This window comes from Thiobacillus sp. (assembly GCF_030696885.1).
In the GTDB taxonomy this organism is placed as follows: domain Bacteria; phylum Pseudomonadota; class Gammaproteobacteria; order Burkholderiales; family Thiobacillaceae; genus Thiobacillus.
Window position 1 is genome coordinate 1 of the sequence record NZ_JAUYRI010000015.1, and the last position, 13,652, is coordinate 13,652.

General features: G+C 61.9%; 12 protein-coding genes. 5 read left to right on the forward strand and 7 right to left on the reverse strand.

All coding sequences use genetic code 11. The features are described from left to right. The 5 genes from Q8R61_RS07135 to ispH form a co-directional block, all read left to right on the forward strand. Positions 1-722: bifunctional riboflavin kinase/FAD synthetase (locus tag Q8R61_RS07135; protein ID WP_305535684.1), on the forward strand; the 722-nt coding region annotated here is incomplete at its 5' end. A gap of 113 nt (positions 723-835) precedes the next feature. Further along, the gene (gene ileS / locus Q8R61_RS07140) at positions 836-3,664 is read left to right on the forward strand and encodes an isoleucine--tRNA ligase (RefSeq protein ID WP_305535686.1); all 2,829 of its coding nucleotides are present in this window, start codon (positions 836-838) and stop codon (positions 3,662-3,664) included. Then, complete coding sequence (gene lspA, locus Q8R61_RS07145; protein ID WP_305535688.1) at positions 3,657-4,172, forward strand: signal peptidase II; 516 nt, start codon at positions 3,657-3,659, stop codon at positions 4,170-4,172. The genes ileS and lspA overlap by 8 nt, the downstream gene beginning before the upstream one ends. Continuing rightward, positions 4,169-4,606: a peptidylprolyl isomerase gene (locus tag Q8R61_RS07150; protein ID WP_305535690.1), complete on the forward strand. Its 438-nt coding sequence runs from the start codon at positions 4,169-4,171 to the stop codon at positions 4,604-4,606. The genes lspA and Q8R61_RS07150 overlap by 4 nt, the downstream gene beginning before the upstream one ends. Before the next feature lie 13 nt (positions 4,607-4,619). Then, the gene (gene ispH / locus Q8R61_RS07155) at positions 4,620-5,546 is read left to right on the forward strand and encodes a 4-hydroxy-3-methylbut-2-enyl diphosphate reductase (protein ID WP_305535692.1); all 927 of its coding nucleotides are present in this window, start codon (positions 4,620-4,622) and stop codon (positions 5,544-5,546) included. Between the two features lie 25 nt (positions 5,547-5,571). Here the strand turns inward: ispH and Q8R61_RS07160 are convergent, their stop codons facing one another. From Q8R61_RS07160 to Q8R61_RS07190, 7 genes are all read right to left on the reverse strand, one after another. Beyond that, on the reverse strand, positions 5,572-6,018 hold the full coding sequence (locus tag Q8R61_RS07160) for a type IV pilin protein (RefSeq protein ID WP_305535694.1): 447 nt from the start codon (positions 6,016-6,018) through the stop codon (positions 5,572-5,574). Between the two features lie 24 nt (positions 6,019-6,042). Continuing rightward, the gene (locus Q8R61_RS07165; RefSeq protein ID WP_305535696.1) at positions 6,043-10,356 is read right to left on the reverse strand and encodes a pilus assembly protein; all 4,314 of its coding nucleotides are present in this window, start codon (positions 10,354-10,356) and stop codon (positions 6,043-6,045) included. A gap of 23 nt (positions 10,357-10,379) precedes the next feature. Further along, entirely contained in the window at positions 10,380-10,877 is a 498-nt protein-coding gene (locus tag Q8R61_RS07170; RefSeq protein ID WP_305535698.1) for a PilX N-terminal domain-containing pilus assembly protein, read from the reverse strand. 20 nt (positions 10,878-10,897) lie between these two features. After that, on the reverse strand, positions 10,898-11,920 hold the full coding sequence (locus tag Q8R61_RS07175; RefSeq protein ID WP_305535700.1) for a PilW family protein: 1,023 nt from the start codon (positions 11,918-11,920) through the stop codon (positions 10,898-10,900). Then, on the reverse strand, positions 11,917-12,357 hold the full coding sequence (gene pilV / locus Q8R61_RS07180) for a type IV pilus modification protein PilV (protein WP_305535702.1): 441 nt from the start codon (positions 12,355-12,357) through the stop codon (positions 11,917-11,919). Before pilV ends, Q8R61_RS07175 begins: the two co-directional genes overlap by 4 nt. Further along, complete coding sequence (locus tag Q8R61_RS07185; protein ID WP_305535704.1) at positions 12,350-12,910, reverse strand: GspH/FimT family pseudopilin; 561 nt, start codon at positions 12,908-12,910, stop codon at positions 12,350-12,352. The genes pilV and Q8R61_RS07185 overlap by 8 nt, the downstream gene beginning before the upstream one ends. Positions 12,911-13,063: 153 nt before the next feature. Continuing rightward, positions 13,064-13,585 carry a GspH/FimT family protein gene (locus Q8R61_RS07190; RefSeq protein WP_305535706.1) on the reverse strand — a complete coding sequence of 174 codons (522 nt, stop codon included), beginning with the start codon at positions 13,583-13,585 and terminating at the stop codon, positions 13,064-13,066. Positions 13,586-13,652: the final 67 nt, after the last annotated feature.

Genomic DNA, 13,652 nt, shown 5'->3' on the forward strand with positions numbered 1-13,652 from the left:
TGCTGCAGGGCCTGGGTGCGCGGTATGTGCTGGTGGGCGACGATTTCCGCTTCGGGCGCCAGCGCGCGGGCGACTACGCCATGCTGGACGCTGCCGGGCAAAGCCGCGGCTTTGACGTGGCGCGCATGAATTCGTACGAGGTGCACGGGCTGCGCGTCTCCAGCTCGGCCGTGCGCCAGGCCCTGGCCGCGGGCGACATGGAGGCCGCCGCCCGGCTGCTGGGGCGCCCGTACACGATCAGCGGGCATGTGGTGCATGGCCGCAAGCTGGGGCGCGAACTAGGGGCCACTGCGGCCGGCGCAGGCAACGGGTTTCGCACGCTGAACCTGCGTTTTGCCCACTGGAAACCGGCCGCCAGCGGCAACTTTGCCGTGCTGGTGCACGGGCTGGGCGCAGCCCCGCTGCCGGGCGAGGCCAACCTGGGCGTGCGCCCGACGCTCGACCCGAACGATGTGAATGGCGGACGCGTCTTGCTCGAGACCCACTGCCTGGACTGGCCCGCCGAGCTGGGCCCCGAGGGGGCGTACGGTAAAATCGTGCGCGTGGAACTGCTGCACAACCTGCACGACGAGCTGAAATACGACGGTCTGGACGCCCTGACAGCGGGCATCGCCAAGGACTGCGACAACGCGCGTGCGTACTTTGCGTCGGCCCGTGCGCCACAGCACAGCGCGCCGCTGCACACCGAGACCCGGCGCCAGACCACGCGCGACCGAATTTGAGGCGGCTGCGCCCCGCAGCGCCCGCCACGGCGGGCCCACCCTACCCACTGCCTCGCTCCAATCCCGTTCTTGCTCCGGGCACGCCCCGGAACGCCCCGTTTTAAGGCTCCCTCATGTCCGACGACAACGCCAGCACATCCTCAGCAGCCACCCCGGCCACGGACTACCGCAGCACGCTGAACCTGCCTGACACCCCCTTCCCCATGCGCGGCGACCTGCCCAAGCGCGAGCCGGGCTGGGTCAAGGAATGGGAAGACCAGGGCATCTACAAGCGCCTGCGCGACGCCCGCCGCGGCGCGCCCAAGTTCATCCTGCACGACGGCCCGCCCTACGCCAACGGCCAGATCCACATGGGCCACGCGGTCAACAAGATCCTGAAGGACATGATCACCAAGGCGCGCCAGCTCGAAGGCTTTGACGCACTCTACGTGCCGGGCTGGGACTGCCACGGCCTGCCGATCGAACTGCAGGTGGAAAAAACCCACGGCAAGGCGATTCCCCCGTCGAAATTCCGCGAGCTGTGCCGCGCCTACGCGACGGAACAGATCGAGCGGCAGAAGGCCGACTTCATCCGCCTCGGCGTGCTGGGCGACTGGGACCATCCGTATCGCACGATGGACTTCGCGTTCGAGGCCGAGCAATTGCGCGTGCTGGGGCAGATCCAGCAGGCCGGGTATCTGTATCAGGGCGCCAAGCCGGTGCACTGGTGCGTCGACTGCGGCTCCGCCCTGGCCGAGGCCGAGGTCGAGTACGAGGACAAGACCTCGCCGGCGATCGACGTCGGCTTTGCCGCAGCCGACCATGCCGACCTCGCCAAACGCTTCGACATCGCGTCGATCAATGAGACGATCCAGATCGTCATCTGGACCACCACGCCGTGGACCCTGCCAGCCAACCAGGCGGTGGCGCTGCACCCCGATTTTCAGTACACGCTGGTACGCACGTCCAAGGGCCTCTTGATCCTGGCCGACAGCCTGAAGGAGGCCGCGCTGACCCGTTACGACTTGAACGAAGGCGCCGAGGTCATCGCCCACACCACCGGCCAGGCGCTCGAAGGCGTGCTGCTGTGGCACCCCTTCCAGCAACGCCAGGTACCGGTCATTGTCGGCGACCACGTCACCGCCGACGCCGGCACCGGCGCCGTGCACACCGCGCCCGGCCACGGCCTCGACGACTACGTGGTCGGCAGCCGCTATGGGCTGAAAGTCGACAACCCGGTCGGCGACGACGGCCGCTTTTACGCCAGCGTGCCGCTGGTCGGCGGCATGAGCATCTGGCAGGCCAATCCGCTGATCCTCGAAACGCTCGAGGCCAGTGGCAACCTGCTGGCGCACGAAAAACTTCTGCACAGCTATCCGCACTGCTGGCGCCACAAGACGCCGATCATCTTCCGTGCGACACGGCAGTGGTTTATCGGGATGGATTCCAGGGGCCAGGATTCAGGGGTCAGGGGTCAGGGGGGAATGCTGCGCGAGCAGGCGATGGCGGCGGTTGATGCGACGCAATTCTTTCCATCGTGGGGCCGCGCGCGGCTGGAGGCGATGATCAGGAACCGCCCCGACTGGTGCGTCTCGCGCCAGCGCAACTGGGGCGTGCCGATGCCCTTCTTCACCCACAAGGAAACCGGCGAACTGCACCCGAAGACGCCTGCGCTGCTGGAAGCGGTGGCGAAGCGCGTGGAAGCGGCCGGCATCGAGGCCTGGTTCGCGCTCGACCCGGCCGAACTCTTGGGCGAGGACGCCGCGCTTTACAACAAGACCGGCCACACGCTCGACGTCTGGTTCGATTCGGGCGTGACCCACGCCTGCGTGCTGAAGCGCCGGCCCGAACTCGCGCATCCTGCGGATCTTTATCTGGAGGGCTCGGACCAACATCGCGGCTGGTTCCAGTCGTCGCTCCTCACCGGCTGCGCGACCGACGGCCGCGCGCCCTACGAAGCGCTGCTGACCCATGGCTTTGTCGTCGACGGCAAAGGCCACAAGATGAGCAAGTCGAAAGGCAACGTCGTCTCGCCGCAGAAGGTGATGGACCAGTACGGTGCCGACATCCTGCGGCTGTGGGTGGCGACGACCGACTATTCGGGCGAGCTCACGATCTCGGACGAAATCCTCAAGCGCGTGGTGGAAGGCTATCGCCGGATTCGCAATACCCTGAAATTCCTGCTCGCTAACCTGTCTGATTTTGATCCCAAGGTGCACGCGCTACCGGTCGAGGACTGGCTGGAAATCGACCGCTACGCGCTGGCGATGACGCGCCAGCTGCAGGGTGAACTGCAGGCGCACTACGACGCCTACGAATTCCACTTCATCGTGCAGAAGCTGCAAAGCTTCTGCTCCGAAGATCTTGGCGGCTTCTACCTCGATATCCTGAAGGACCGTCTTTACACCAGTGGCGCCGACAGCAAGGCACGGCGCGGCGCGCAAAATGCGCTCTATCACCTGACGCATGCGCTGACGCGCTGGATGGCGCCGATCCTGTCGTTTACCGCCGAGGAAGTGTGGGCGCAGCTGGCCGGGGACGATTCGGTGTTCCTGCATACCTGGCACAACCTGCCGGTGCCAGTCGGCGAGGCCGACCTGCTCGAGCGCTGGACCCGCATCCGCGCCGTGCGCGCCGAGGTGCAGAAGGAGCTCGAGACCGTGCGCGTCGCCGGCGGCATCGGCTCGTCGCTGCAGGCCGAAGTGACACTACACGCCAGCCCCGGAACGCAAACCCTGCTGGCGCCGCTGGGCGACGATCTGAAATTTGTCTTGATCACCTCGCAGGCACGGATGGCCGCGGCCGACGCTGATCGTGTCGAAGTCACCCCGAGCACAGCCAAGAAATGCGACCGCTGCTGGCACTACCGCGACGACGTCGATACGCATGCCGAGCATCCCGGCCTGTGCGGACGCTGCGTCAGCAATCTCCATGGTGAAGGCGAGGTGCGCAGCCATGCTTAAATCAATCGACCCGGCACTGCGCAAATGGCTGGGCCTCGCGCTCGCCATCATCGTGCTCGACCACCTGACCAAATGGTGGGTGTCGGCCACGCTCGACTACCAGGAGTTCATCCCGGTGCTGCCCTTCTTTTCGCTGGTGCGCGTGCACAACACCGGCGCGGCATTCAGCTTTCTCGCCGACGCGGGTGGCTGGCAGCGCTGGTTCTTCATCGCCATCGGCATCGTCGCCACCGTGATCATCGTGCGCCTGCTGAAACGCCACGCGAACGAGACGCGCCTCGCATTTGCGCTGGCGCTGGTGCTCGGCGGCGCACTCGGCAACGTGATCGACCGCGTGGTGCTGGGCCATGTGGTGGATTTCCTGTATTTCCACTACCGCAGTTTCGCCTGGCCGGCGTTCAACGTGGCCGACACCGCCATCAGCATCGGCGCCGCCCTGTTGATCTGGGACAGCCTGCGCAGCAAGCCTGCCGTGAACGGGGACAAGCCCGCGCAGGAAAAAACATGACCGCGCGCACCGTGTCTCCCGGCGATACCGTCCAGCTCCGCTATGCGCTGCGGCCGCGCGGGGGCGACGATCTCATTTCCAATTTCGACGACGCCGAACCGGAAACGATCACGCTCGGCGACGGCACGCTGGCGCCGATGCTGGAGCAATGGCTGGTCGACATCGTCCCCGGCGAACGCCATGTGTTTCTGCTCGACCCCTGGCAGGCCTTCGGCGACAGCCAGCCCGAACTGGTGCAAACGCTGCCGAAAACCGATCTGCCGGCCGATATGGAATTCGCGGTTGATCAACTGGTCGAATTTGCGATGCCCAACGGCCAGACGCTGGCTGGGCACATCCTGGAAATCGGCGACGACACCGTGAAGGTCGACTTCAACCATCCGCTCGCCGATCTGTGCATCGAATTCGAAGTGGAAATCGTCCGCATCCTGTGACACTGGAACGCCCATGACACCGACCATCCTGCTTGCCAATCCCCGCGGCTTCTGCGCCGGCGTCGACCGCGCCATCGCCATCGTCGAGCGCGCGCTGGAGAAATTCGGCGCGCCGATCTATGTGCGCCACGAAGTCGTCCACAACACCTACGTCGTCAACGACCTCAAGGCCAAGGGCGCCATCTTCGTCGATGAACTCGACGAGGTGCCCGCCGGCGCCACCGTCATCTTCAGCGCACACGGCGTCTCGCAGGCTGTGCGCGAGGAAGCCGAGGCGCGCGGGCTGAATGTGTTCGACGCCACCTGCCCGCTCGTCACCAAGGTGCACGTGGAAGTCAGCAAGATGCGCGACAAGGGTTATGAAATCGTGATGATCGGCCACAAGGGCCACCCCGAAGTCGAAGGCACACTCGGCCAGTCAAAGGGCGGCATGTACCTGGTCGAAACGCCCGAAGACGTCGCCCGCCTGCAGGTCAACGACTCCGACAAGCTCGCCTACGTCACACAGACCACGCTCTCAGTCGACGACGCCGCACGCGTGGTCGATGCGTTGCGCGCGCGCTTCCCGGCTATCGTCGGGCCGAAAAAGGACGACATCTGCTACGCCACGCAAAACCGGCAGGATGCGGTCAAGGCACTGGCGCCGCAGTGCGACGTGGTGATCGTGGTGGGCTCGCCGACGAGTTCGAATTCGAACCGGCTACGCGAGGTGGCGGCGAATCTGGGCGTGCCGGCCTACATGGTCGACAATGCCAGCGAAATCGATCCGCAGTGGGTAACCGAGAAAAAGAAGATCGGCGTGACTGCTGGCGCTTCAGCACCGGAAATTCTGGTGCGTGCTGTCATCGATAGGCTACATCAGCTGGGCGTCGAAACGGTTTCCGATCTGAGCGGTGTACAGGAGAAGGTCGGCTTTCCGCTGCCTAAAGGCTTGAGCTAGCTTTCTATTCAACAGTTCGGCCCGTCTATCTTCCCCAGCATTCCGCTACGGACAAGGACGGAGATCCGGATAGCCCTTGCACCCCTGTATTCGTCAGTGTGAAGTTGGCGCACGCATCGTTTGTCATCGATCCTGTCGGGGTGGCCGTCAGGGTAAAGCTTTGTGAAGCCGCTACCACGGTCATGGTGTATTTTGCTGCGCCATCAACAGGACTCTTGATTCTTGGCAATGCTGCGCTATTGATTGTCGCCCCGGCACTCGTCTGATCATAACGATTGGCCATCGTGTAATTTCGCTCCAGAAACTGTGCATTCTCAAGCATCAGCCCACGCGCCTCCGCCCGGTTCGCGCGCTGCACATATTGCGTGTAGCTGGGATAAGCGATTGCCGCCAGTATCCCGATGATCGCCACGGTGATCATCAGCTCGATGAGGGTAAACCCTCCGGTTTTTGTCGCACGCTGTTTTTTCATGATGGCTTTCCTCTACTGGCTGAATCAGGGTGCGAAAATTTGCCGCCAGGACGTACGGGGTGAGCCGGTCGTGCCTTTTTCGGTCACCACCACAATGCCGCCTGCGGTGCCGCTGCCCACCTTGTACTCCACTTCACCCGCGCTGATGACCGTCGGGGATTTCATCAGCCCCTCGCTCGCGAGCTTTTTCGAGCTGACCGGGTTGGAAGCCGGCAAGCCCGGCGCCGCCGCCCAGGCCGCGTAATCAGCCGCATCGAAGGTCCCGTCCCCGTTGTAATCGAACACGCTGTAGGCCAGCCGGGCGCCTGTCATCGCGTCGAGTTCGGTGATCCAACTGTAACCGCCCTGGTCACATGGCGCGTCAGACGGCACGATCGAGGTGAGAATCACACGACCAAAGCGCAGCAGGGGCACACTGACGATACGTTCACCCAGCGCCGCAGGTGTGTTGGGCGACAGCAGGTCCAGGTACCAGCCGCGTTTAGCGCCCGTCCCGGTGTAGGCCACTGCATTGTCGCTCGCCACCCGGATCTGGCTGCTATCGGTCGCTGTGCGTACCCCTTCGTACACGAAACTCTGCGACTGGAGCGCGCTCCGGCCCGTGATCGCGCTGCCGGAATCGAGGAGCCCGTAAGCCGTCTGGACTGATTTATCGCCGATATCGGTGTTGCCCAGATACTTTCCGGTGCCGAAATAAATCATGTAATCGCCCGCACCACTTGGGGGTGCACCGATTTCCAGCGGCCCGGTAATCGGCTGCGGATTCGAGGACGCGTCGGTGGCCGTAAAGAGAACCATCCTTCTGCCCGCGTTAGTCCAAGTACCCGCATTGGTGGGCGACACGTCGAATTTCCAGACATTCCCCTTCAAATCGCCCGCATAAATGGTATCGATGATGCGGTCTCCGTCCTCATCCAGCAGGGCCGGCTCGGACAGACCGTTGTCCGAGCCAACACCCGTATCAATTTTTATAACGGGCAAACCCAATAACCTGTCCAGCGGCACCAGGTACAGCACTGCCTTGCTGGCTGCGCCATTGCTGTTGTAACCGTTTCCAAATACCGCATACCAGTGTCCATTATTCATGCGCGCGACGTGGGCACGCCCCATGATGTGGCCCAGATCAGGATCCGTGAACTCCCACATCACCTTGGTGGAATCGAAGCTGTCTGGGTCGGTGACATCCAGCGCGAAAACCGCCTTGCCGCCCGCGCCAAGCGTACCCAGCAACACGGTTCTCCACTGGCTATTCAGGTAGGCATCACCCGAGTTGGGCGATCCATCAACATAGAAAACATGCTGATAATTGGGGTCTGACAACAAGCTCAAGTTCGGAATCACTGCATTGGGCACATACGCGAACATCTCGGTACCGCCGCCCAGTGCGGTGGTATTGGCGGCATTGAATGCATGCAGCATGCCGTCGTTGGCGCCGACATACAGCATCTTCTTGCGCGTCACCTTCGTGACCCCCGTCACCCCCGTGCGGAACACGGTATAGGCGGCTTGTTCGGCCGCAGCCAGGCCACTGCCCGGCTGATCGTAGCCGTAACTTTCCGTTGCCACGTAATGGGGATCGGAGTTGACGATATCGCCCAGCAGGGTCGCACGCTGGCGGTAGGGGCCGCCGGGCTTCTCGTTGGATTGATCACCGCGCAGATAATCGAAGACCGCCGAACTGCCGATCGCAGTCTGCTGTGCAGACGTCAGACTGGCCCACAGGAAATCCCGGCCCCCATTCGCGGCCACATTCCATGCCTGGCCATTCCACGTCTTGATGTTCGTGCGCGCACCGGAGGGAATCAAACTGCCGGCCTCCCAGGACGCGGTAGAGACCACACCGCTGGCGCCCAGCGGAATCGCCCTCAGTTCACCGGTCCAGGCCGGGCTATTGAAGACAGCCTGATAAATATGGGTTGTGGTATCAAGACGCGTCGAGTTGCTGGCGATCGCCGAAGCCGACGCATCTGCGTTGGCCGCCTTTTCAAACACTTTGCCCAGCGCGGAGAACAATCCTGCCGGGTTGGTCACCTTGAAGAAGTTGTCGGGGATGCCGTCTGTACCGCTTGCGCCTGTCGCATTGATTTCAGTGTCCCAATTCGAACGTGCGTATTTGGCGGCATACCACAACGGGTTTTCCAGCAGCTTGGCGGTTGATGTGCCGGCTGCAAAGGTGCGTGAGGTGGGGGGCGTCACCGAACCCGGCGCAGGCAGGGTGGTAAAGTTGGCGTTCCCGGGACGCAAAATATCCAGGTAGGTCCCGTCCGCAGCAAAGGTTCCCGTCACCGTATAGCCGAAACGCAGGGCATGACCCGCTGCTGCACGCGTCGCTTGTGCGGTGATCTTGATCTGACCGGCACCAATGGCCGGGGCACACGCAGCGCCCACACAAAAATCGAGCTGGGCCACGCCGTCCATGTCATAGTCATTGCCCCAGGTGGAGTCTTCCCAGGCCGCGTCAAGACTGCCGGAAATGGGCTCGCCGGCGGCGTTGGTCACCAGATTTGTAATTCGGAGATCCGTCAGCGAGCAGACGCGCCAGCCAGACGAGGCCGCGGTTGCTGTGCCCGTTGAATTCGCCTGGCACGCCGGCAAGAAAGTGATGGTTCCCCCTGCAACAGGAATCTCGAACTTGGGCAGGCTTTCGGCGAGAGCGACCGTAAAGGTTGCCATGGGCTGGCGGGCGGCGAAATCCGCGTTGGGATTGGTGCTTGTCGTACCCCAGCGCTGGTCGCGGCTGGGTTGATACAAGGGGCGCAAATCCACCGTCTGGTTGGCGTAAGCCAAACCTGCAATATGGTAGCCGCCTTCCAGGCTGGGCACTTCCGGGCAGATACCGCTTGCAGCGCTCAGATTGGCCAGCACCTTGCCGGTACACTGGTTATCCCCCGAGGTGGGATTGCCGCCAATCAAATACGTACCGCCGTTCACCCCCTCCAATGTCCCCACCTGATCAGTCAGCGCGGTAATATCCAGCCCGGCAATACCGTGGCCCGTCAATTGATCGCGGTCAAACGAGTTGAGGCCGGTGGAAAGCACAACCGTATTCGACAATGCGCACCATTGGTTGCTGGGCAAGGGGTCTGTCCAGGTCACCTTGGGCAGGGAAGGCAAATGGGTTTGCTCATTCGAATCGCTATCGAAAGCGGACATCGGGCCGGATGCGCCCGAGAAATATCGCAAGGTCTCCAGATACATCTCGCCCAGGGGGTTGCCCCAGTCCACGCATTGACCATCGCTGAATGAGGTGATGCCGGGGTTGTTGCAACTGTTCTGATGCTTGCCGGACGAGTAATCCCATCCTGAAATGCGGATACGGTTGATGGTATTGATGATCCCTGTACTGGTGGCTGTCTGGTTGATGAATTGACCGGTGCTGGGGTTGATTTCATTGTCCGCAGCCGTCGCATTATTGGTCAGCCAGGAGGTGTTCTTGCGCAGCACGCCCCCCGATTTGTTCTTGGAGTAGCTGCCGGTCAGCAAGCCGAACTGCACCCGCGCCAGCGCTTCTTTTTCTCCGTATTTCTGCAACAATCCTGTCGGCTTGCGGTTTGTGGCGCCGTACTGCGTGCAGTTGTCTTCGAGCATACCCGGCACACACACTGCCACCCGGACGGTAAAAGTGGCGGTCAGCGATCCCGGCTTGTCCCCGCTGCCGGTGCCGCATTGCGGATGCTCGGTCATCGCCCAGCGCGGATAATCCCCCGTTGCCACCTGGAAGATCGGCTCAGTCGTACTGCTGCGTGAAAATCCCGACCCCAGCGTCACATTGCAGAACGACATGGCGGCATTGCTGTAGGGCGTGTATTTCGCCATATCCGTTGCGCCACCGGCCGGCGCAAATACCTTGGAATAGGCATGGACATCGTTTGGCAACAGCGCGCGTTCGAGCACGGTATCGCCCAGCGCGGCGCCATTGTTATCAGTAGAACGCAGACCGCCGTAGAGGGTTTTACGCAGCACATCCATCCGGGTCATGCTGACCCAGTTGAGGAAGTTTCCGCTCCACTGACTTGAGCAATGGTGGGAGTTGGTTCCGGTTGCGGCGGCGACAGGATTAAAGCGTCCGCTACTGTATGTGTAACACTTCTTCGGGTCGAAATACCCGTAATAATCGACGGTGTCGGTATACGTCGTCTCAAGTGCCCCGTCGCCGTCGAGGTCGCTGTGGTCGTTGTAGGCTTTTTTCGATAACTCGTGGTCGCGTGACATGACCAGCATCACGCGCGGGTCGGGCGGATTGAGAAAAACGGGTTTCTGCGCGATATCGATCGCGAACGCCGGCATGATGCCCAACATCAGCACGATTCCGAGAATGCCTGAGCGAACGTGGTTCATGGCGGTTCCTTTTCTCTTTTCCATCAGCGACGGTAAGTGGTTTGCACATACCTCAGGGTGTTGGGATTACCCCCAACGCCGCGGGCAATGACACGGTAATAGCCCGTTTCCGGGATCACGCCGGCTTTCTTGCTGAAACCGGCGGCAGGGACTGAGGGCAATTCCTCTATGACAAAACGCGGGGCCAGCGCAGCGCCGGCCGGCACACTCGAATACGCCACGGAGTCGGTTGCCCAGTTATGGGTATTCAGCCAGTAGGCGTCGTTGCGGCTCCCGACTGACAGGTAGGCGCCGGTCAGCGCAAAAACCGGCGGCGTGGCCTGGTTCAAAACCTGCTCGCCTGCTCTCAATGCCGCTTCCGCGGCCTGGAAAGCCAGATCGGCGTCGCGCGCATTGCCCGCCATTTTTTCTTCGAGCAGGGTGCCGCGCATCGCCGAGACGACGAGCAGGGTCAGCACCACCATGAAAATCAGCCCGGTAACGAGCGCCGCACCGCGCTGCGAGGAGAGGGGTCGCATCATCTGAGTATCCATCCCGTCATTCATGGCGCGCGATTGCGCACCGCTATGGTGGTGCCGAGCACCTGGAAGAGCCGCCTGTCGCCCACTGCCGCCGTCTCCGGCGCGCCGTTGAAGTTGTAGGTCTGCAGCGAGGGTACGATATTGTTTTCAGGGCTGACCAGCAGCAGACTGATGCGGGCGCTCACCACCTGCGCCCAGTTCGCCCCCACTGCGGTAGCAGCGCCATAGGCATCCGCGGCGCCGTCGCCGTTGGTGTCCCGGCCATACTCGATCTGCATGTCCCAGACGTCCTCGACCAGCTCCACCGTGTCTTCCGGTACGCCTTTAGCCAGATTGGTGCGGTAAAGCGCGCGCTTGCCCGTCGTCGGGTTGGTTCCAATGAAATAGGTGAAGCGAGCCATCTTGAGGACAATGCCGTCGGAGCCATACGAGCCGACCCGGTTGCCGGTGTTTGTGGCATTGGAGTGGGACATGGTGACCGACCCCCCGCCAGATACGGTAGTCGGCCGAAAAATATCGGCATTTTTGCAATCGGTCACCATCAGCACATCGCCCACTACAAAATTGTAGGGGTTGCCGTTTATCTGAATGTTTGCATTGGAAGGGGCCAGGTTACCGACCAGATTGACGCCACCGCCAAAGGCCCCCATGACCGAGATCGTGTCACCTGCAGGGCGGGTAATCGTGGTGCCGGCATAGTTGGCGACGGCTGCCGCGAAATCCTCCCCGGTGATCGCGGTGGCCATCGACATGACGGGGACCGGCGCGTTGGCAATGGTGGTGACCGTGGCATTCTTCAGATTGCCGCAGCCCACATAGCCGGCCATGCGCACGTCGCGCGCCAGGGTCTCGATCGCCAGGCGGCCGTTTTCCTGCATGCGGGACATGCTGTCGGTCAGACGAAAAGACTGGCGGCTGCTCAGATAGACATAGCCGACCGCGGCCACCACGATAAAGCCGATGGTCATCGCCACCATCAGTTCGACCAGGCTGAAGCCCTGCTGGTGGGGACGGTCAAGAGGGACAAGTCTCGGCTTATTCATAGCTGGGTATCCACCCGCAATTGTTGGGCATTGCTGCCGCCTGTTCCGCGTGAGTCATTCCATTGAATGATGACGGTGACCTCTCGATTCGCATCGACATCGACGGAGCCATCGCCGGCCGGGAGCGCATTCGCCAAGTCGGCTTTCCAGTCTGTTATGTCCGCACCCGCCAAGCCTGCCGACCCGGACGCCGCGCCAATCAGGACGTTGTAGTTGTCCGACGATGCGATCGCGGCTGGGCGATTGACCCGCATGCGATCGATCACATCGTAGGCAAGCCAGGTGGCCTGGGTTCGCTGCTGGGCGCTGTGGTTATTGCGGATGCTCGATGCCATCAGACCCGCCAGGCCCAACAGGCCAATCGACAGAACCAGAATGGCAACCAGCACTTCCAGCAAGGTGAAACCGGATTGACGCATCATTTTTTCCTCACGCACACGCCACTGCGGGTGGCCTCTGGACGCGGGCACGACCCGTGTTCGAAATCTGGATATCGCGCCCTTCCACGGCCGCCGGGCTGGGCGGGCACAACGTAAGCGTGCCGACGACCGTCCCATATCCCGTTGCCCTGTAGGCAATAAAGTCGGCGACCCCCGCGCTGCCTGTCAGCGTGGTTGCGCCTTCCAAAGCCCCCCGCACCTGAATGACCGCGTCCGTGCCATCAAACGTCCCGACAGTGCCGCCGTCGGTAAAGACGATCCAGCCTTGAGCCCAGCTCCCGCCCGTGGTGCAGCTTGTGCCGTTGGCGCTTTTGCACAGGCTGACCCCGGTTGCGCGCTTGATCGCCTCGCTACGCGCCAAGCCGATCGCGGTCATGAAGTCATTCGCCTGCGTCGACATGCGGCTATTCAGCACAAACATCCGGTAGTTCGGTATGGCGACCGTCACCAGAATGGCCACAACAGCCAGCGTGACCAGCAGTTCGATCAAGGTAAAACCGCGCGACGTTGCCGGGGCATCAACCATGGGATTCAAGTTCTCTTTTTTCACATTTGCAGGTTAAGTAAAGGGGCTCGACGCTGTCCACCCTTAAAGGACGAATGGCAGAATGAAGCCTACGAACGGCTCCAGCTTTACCCAGTGCGTTCAGAAGATCACGGTAATTAACGTCAGGAACAGGGCCAACTTGAATGTTCGAAACGATCAACAGGAGGTGGACTCAAGCCGCACTCGGCCGGTATTGCTAATAATGACGTCGCGTTGATTGCCTCCCAGGCAAATATGCAGTTTGCCGTTGAACAAATGACCCGAGCCCTGGCTGACGCCATTGGACCGATAGCTGACAAAGTCACTGAAGTTGCTGCCTGCAGTGATTGCACCCGCTGCAAGCGGGCCGTGCACCCACAGCAGTGTGTCGCCTGCATCGATTGCTCCGCGCACGCCGCCGTCGACAAAGACCAGCCAGCCCTGTTGCCAGCTGGCTGCAGTGTGGCAGGCTGGCGAAGCCGCCATGGGGTTGCTGGACTTGCATACGGTGACCCGGGTGCCGCGCTTGATCGCTTCGGAACGCGCCAACTGGAGTGCCGTCACAACATCGTTGGTCGCCGCTGCCAGCCTGCTGCTGTTCACGAGAAATGCATAGCCGGGAGAGGCAATCGCCAATAAAATTGCCCCCACCGCCAGCACAACCAGCAGTTCAACCAGTGTGAATCCACGTTTATCCATTTTTCATCCCTCCCCCGTTGTATTCAGGAGATTCAGCTTGGCACGCTGGCGGGGACGCATCTATACA

What these genes read in the sequence shown, in the direction of transcription:
- ileS (WP_305535686.1), top strand. Translation starts at nt 836, where the DNA reads ATGTCCGACGACAACGCCAGCACATCCTCAGCAGCCACCCCGGCCACG.
- lspA (WP_305535688.1), top strand. Translation starts at nt 3,657, where the DNA reads ATGCTTAAATCAATCGACCCGGCACTGCGCAAATGGCTGGGCCTCGCG.
- Q8R61_RS07150 (WP_305535690.1), top strand. Translation starts at nt 4,169, where the DNA reads ATGACCGCGCGCACCGTGTCTCCCGGCGATACCGTCCAGCTCCGCTAT.
- ispH (WP_305535692.1), top strand. Translation starts at nt 4,620, where the DNA reads ATGACACCGACCATCCTGCTTGCCAATCCCCGCGGCTTCTGCGCCGGC.
- Q8R61_RS07160 (WP_305535694.1), bottom strand. Translation starts at nt 6,018, where the DNA reads ATGAAAAAACAGCGTGCGACAAAAACCGGAGGGTTTACCCTCATCGAG.
- Q8R61_RS07165 (WP_305535696.1), bottom strand. Translation starts at nt 10,356, where the DNA reads ATGAACCACGTTCGCTCAGGCATTCTCGGAATCGTGCTGATGTTGGGC.
- Q8R61_RS07170 (WP_305535698.1), bottom strand. Translation starts at nt 10,877, where the DNA reads ATGATGCGACCCCTCTCCTCGCAGCGCGGTGCGGCGCTCGTTACCGGG.
- Q8R61_RS07175 (WP_305535700.1), bottom strand. Translation starts at nt 11,920, where the DNA reads ATGAATAAGCCGAGACTTGTCCCTCTTGACCGTCCCCACCAGCAGGGC.
- Q8R61_RS07190 (WP_305535706.1), bottom strand. Translation starts at nt 13,585, where the DNA reads ATGGATAAACGTGGATTCACACTGGTTGAACTGCTGGTTGTGCTGGCG.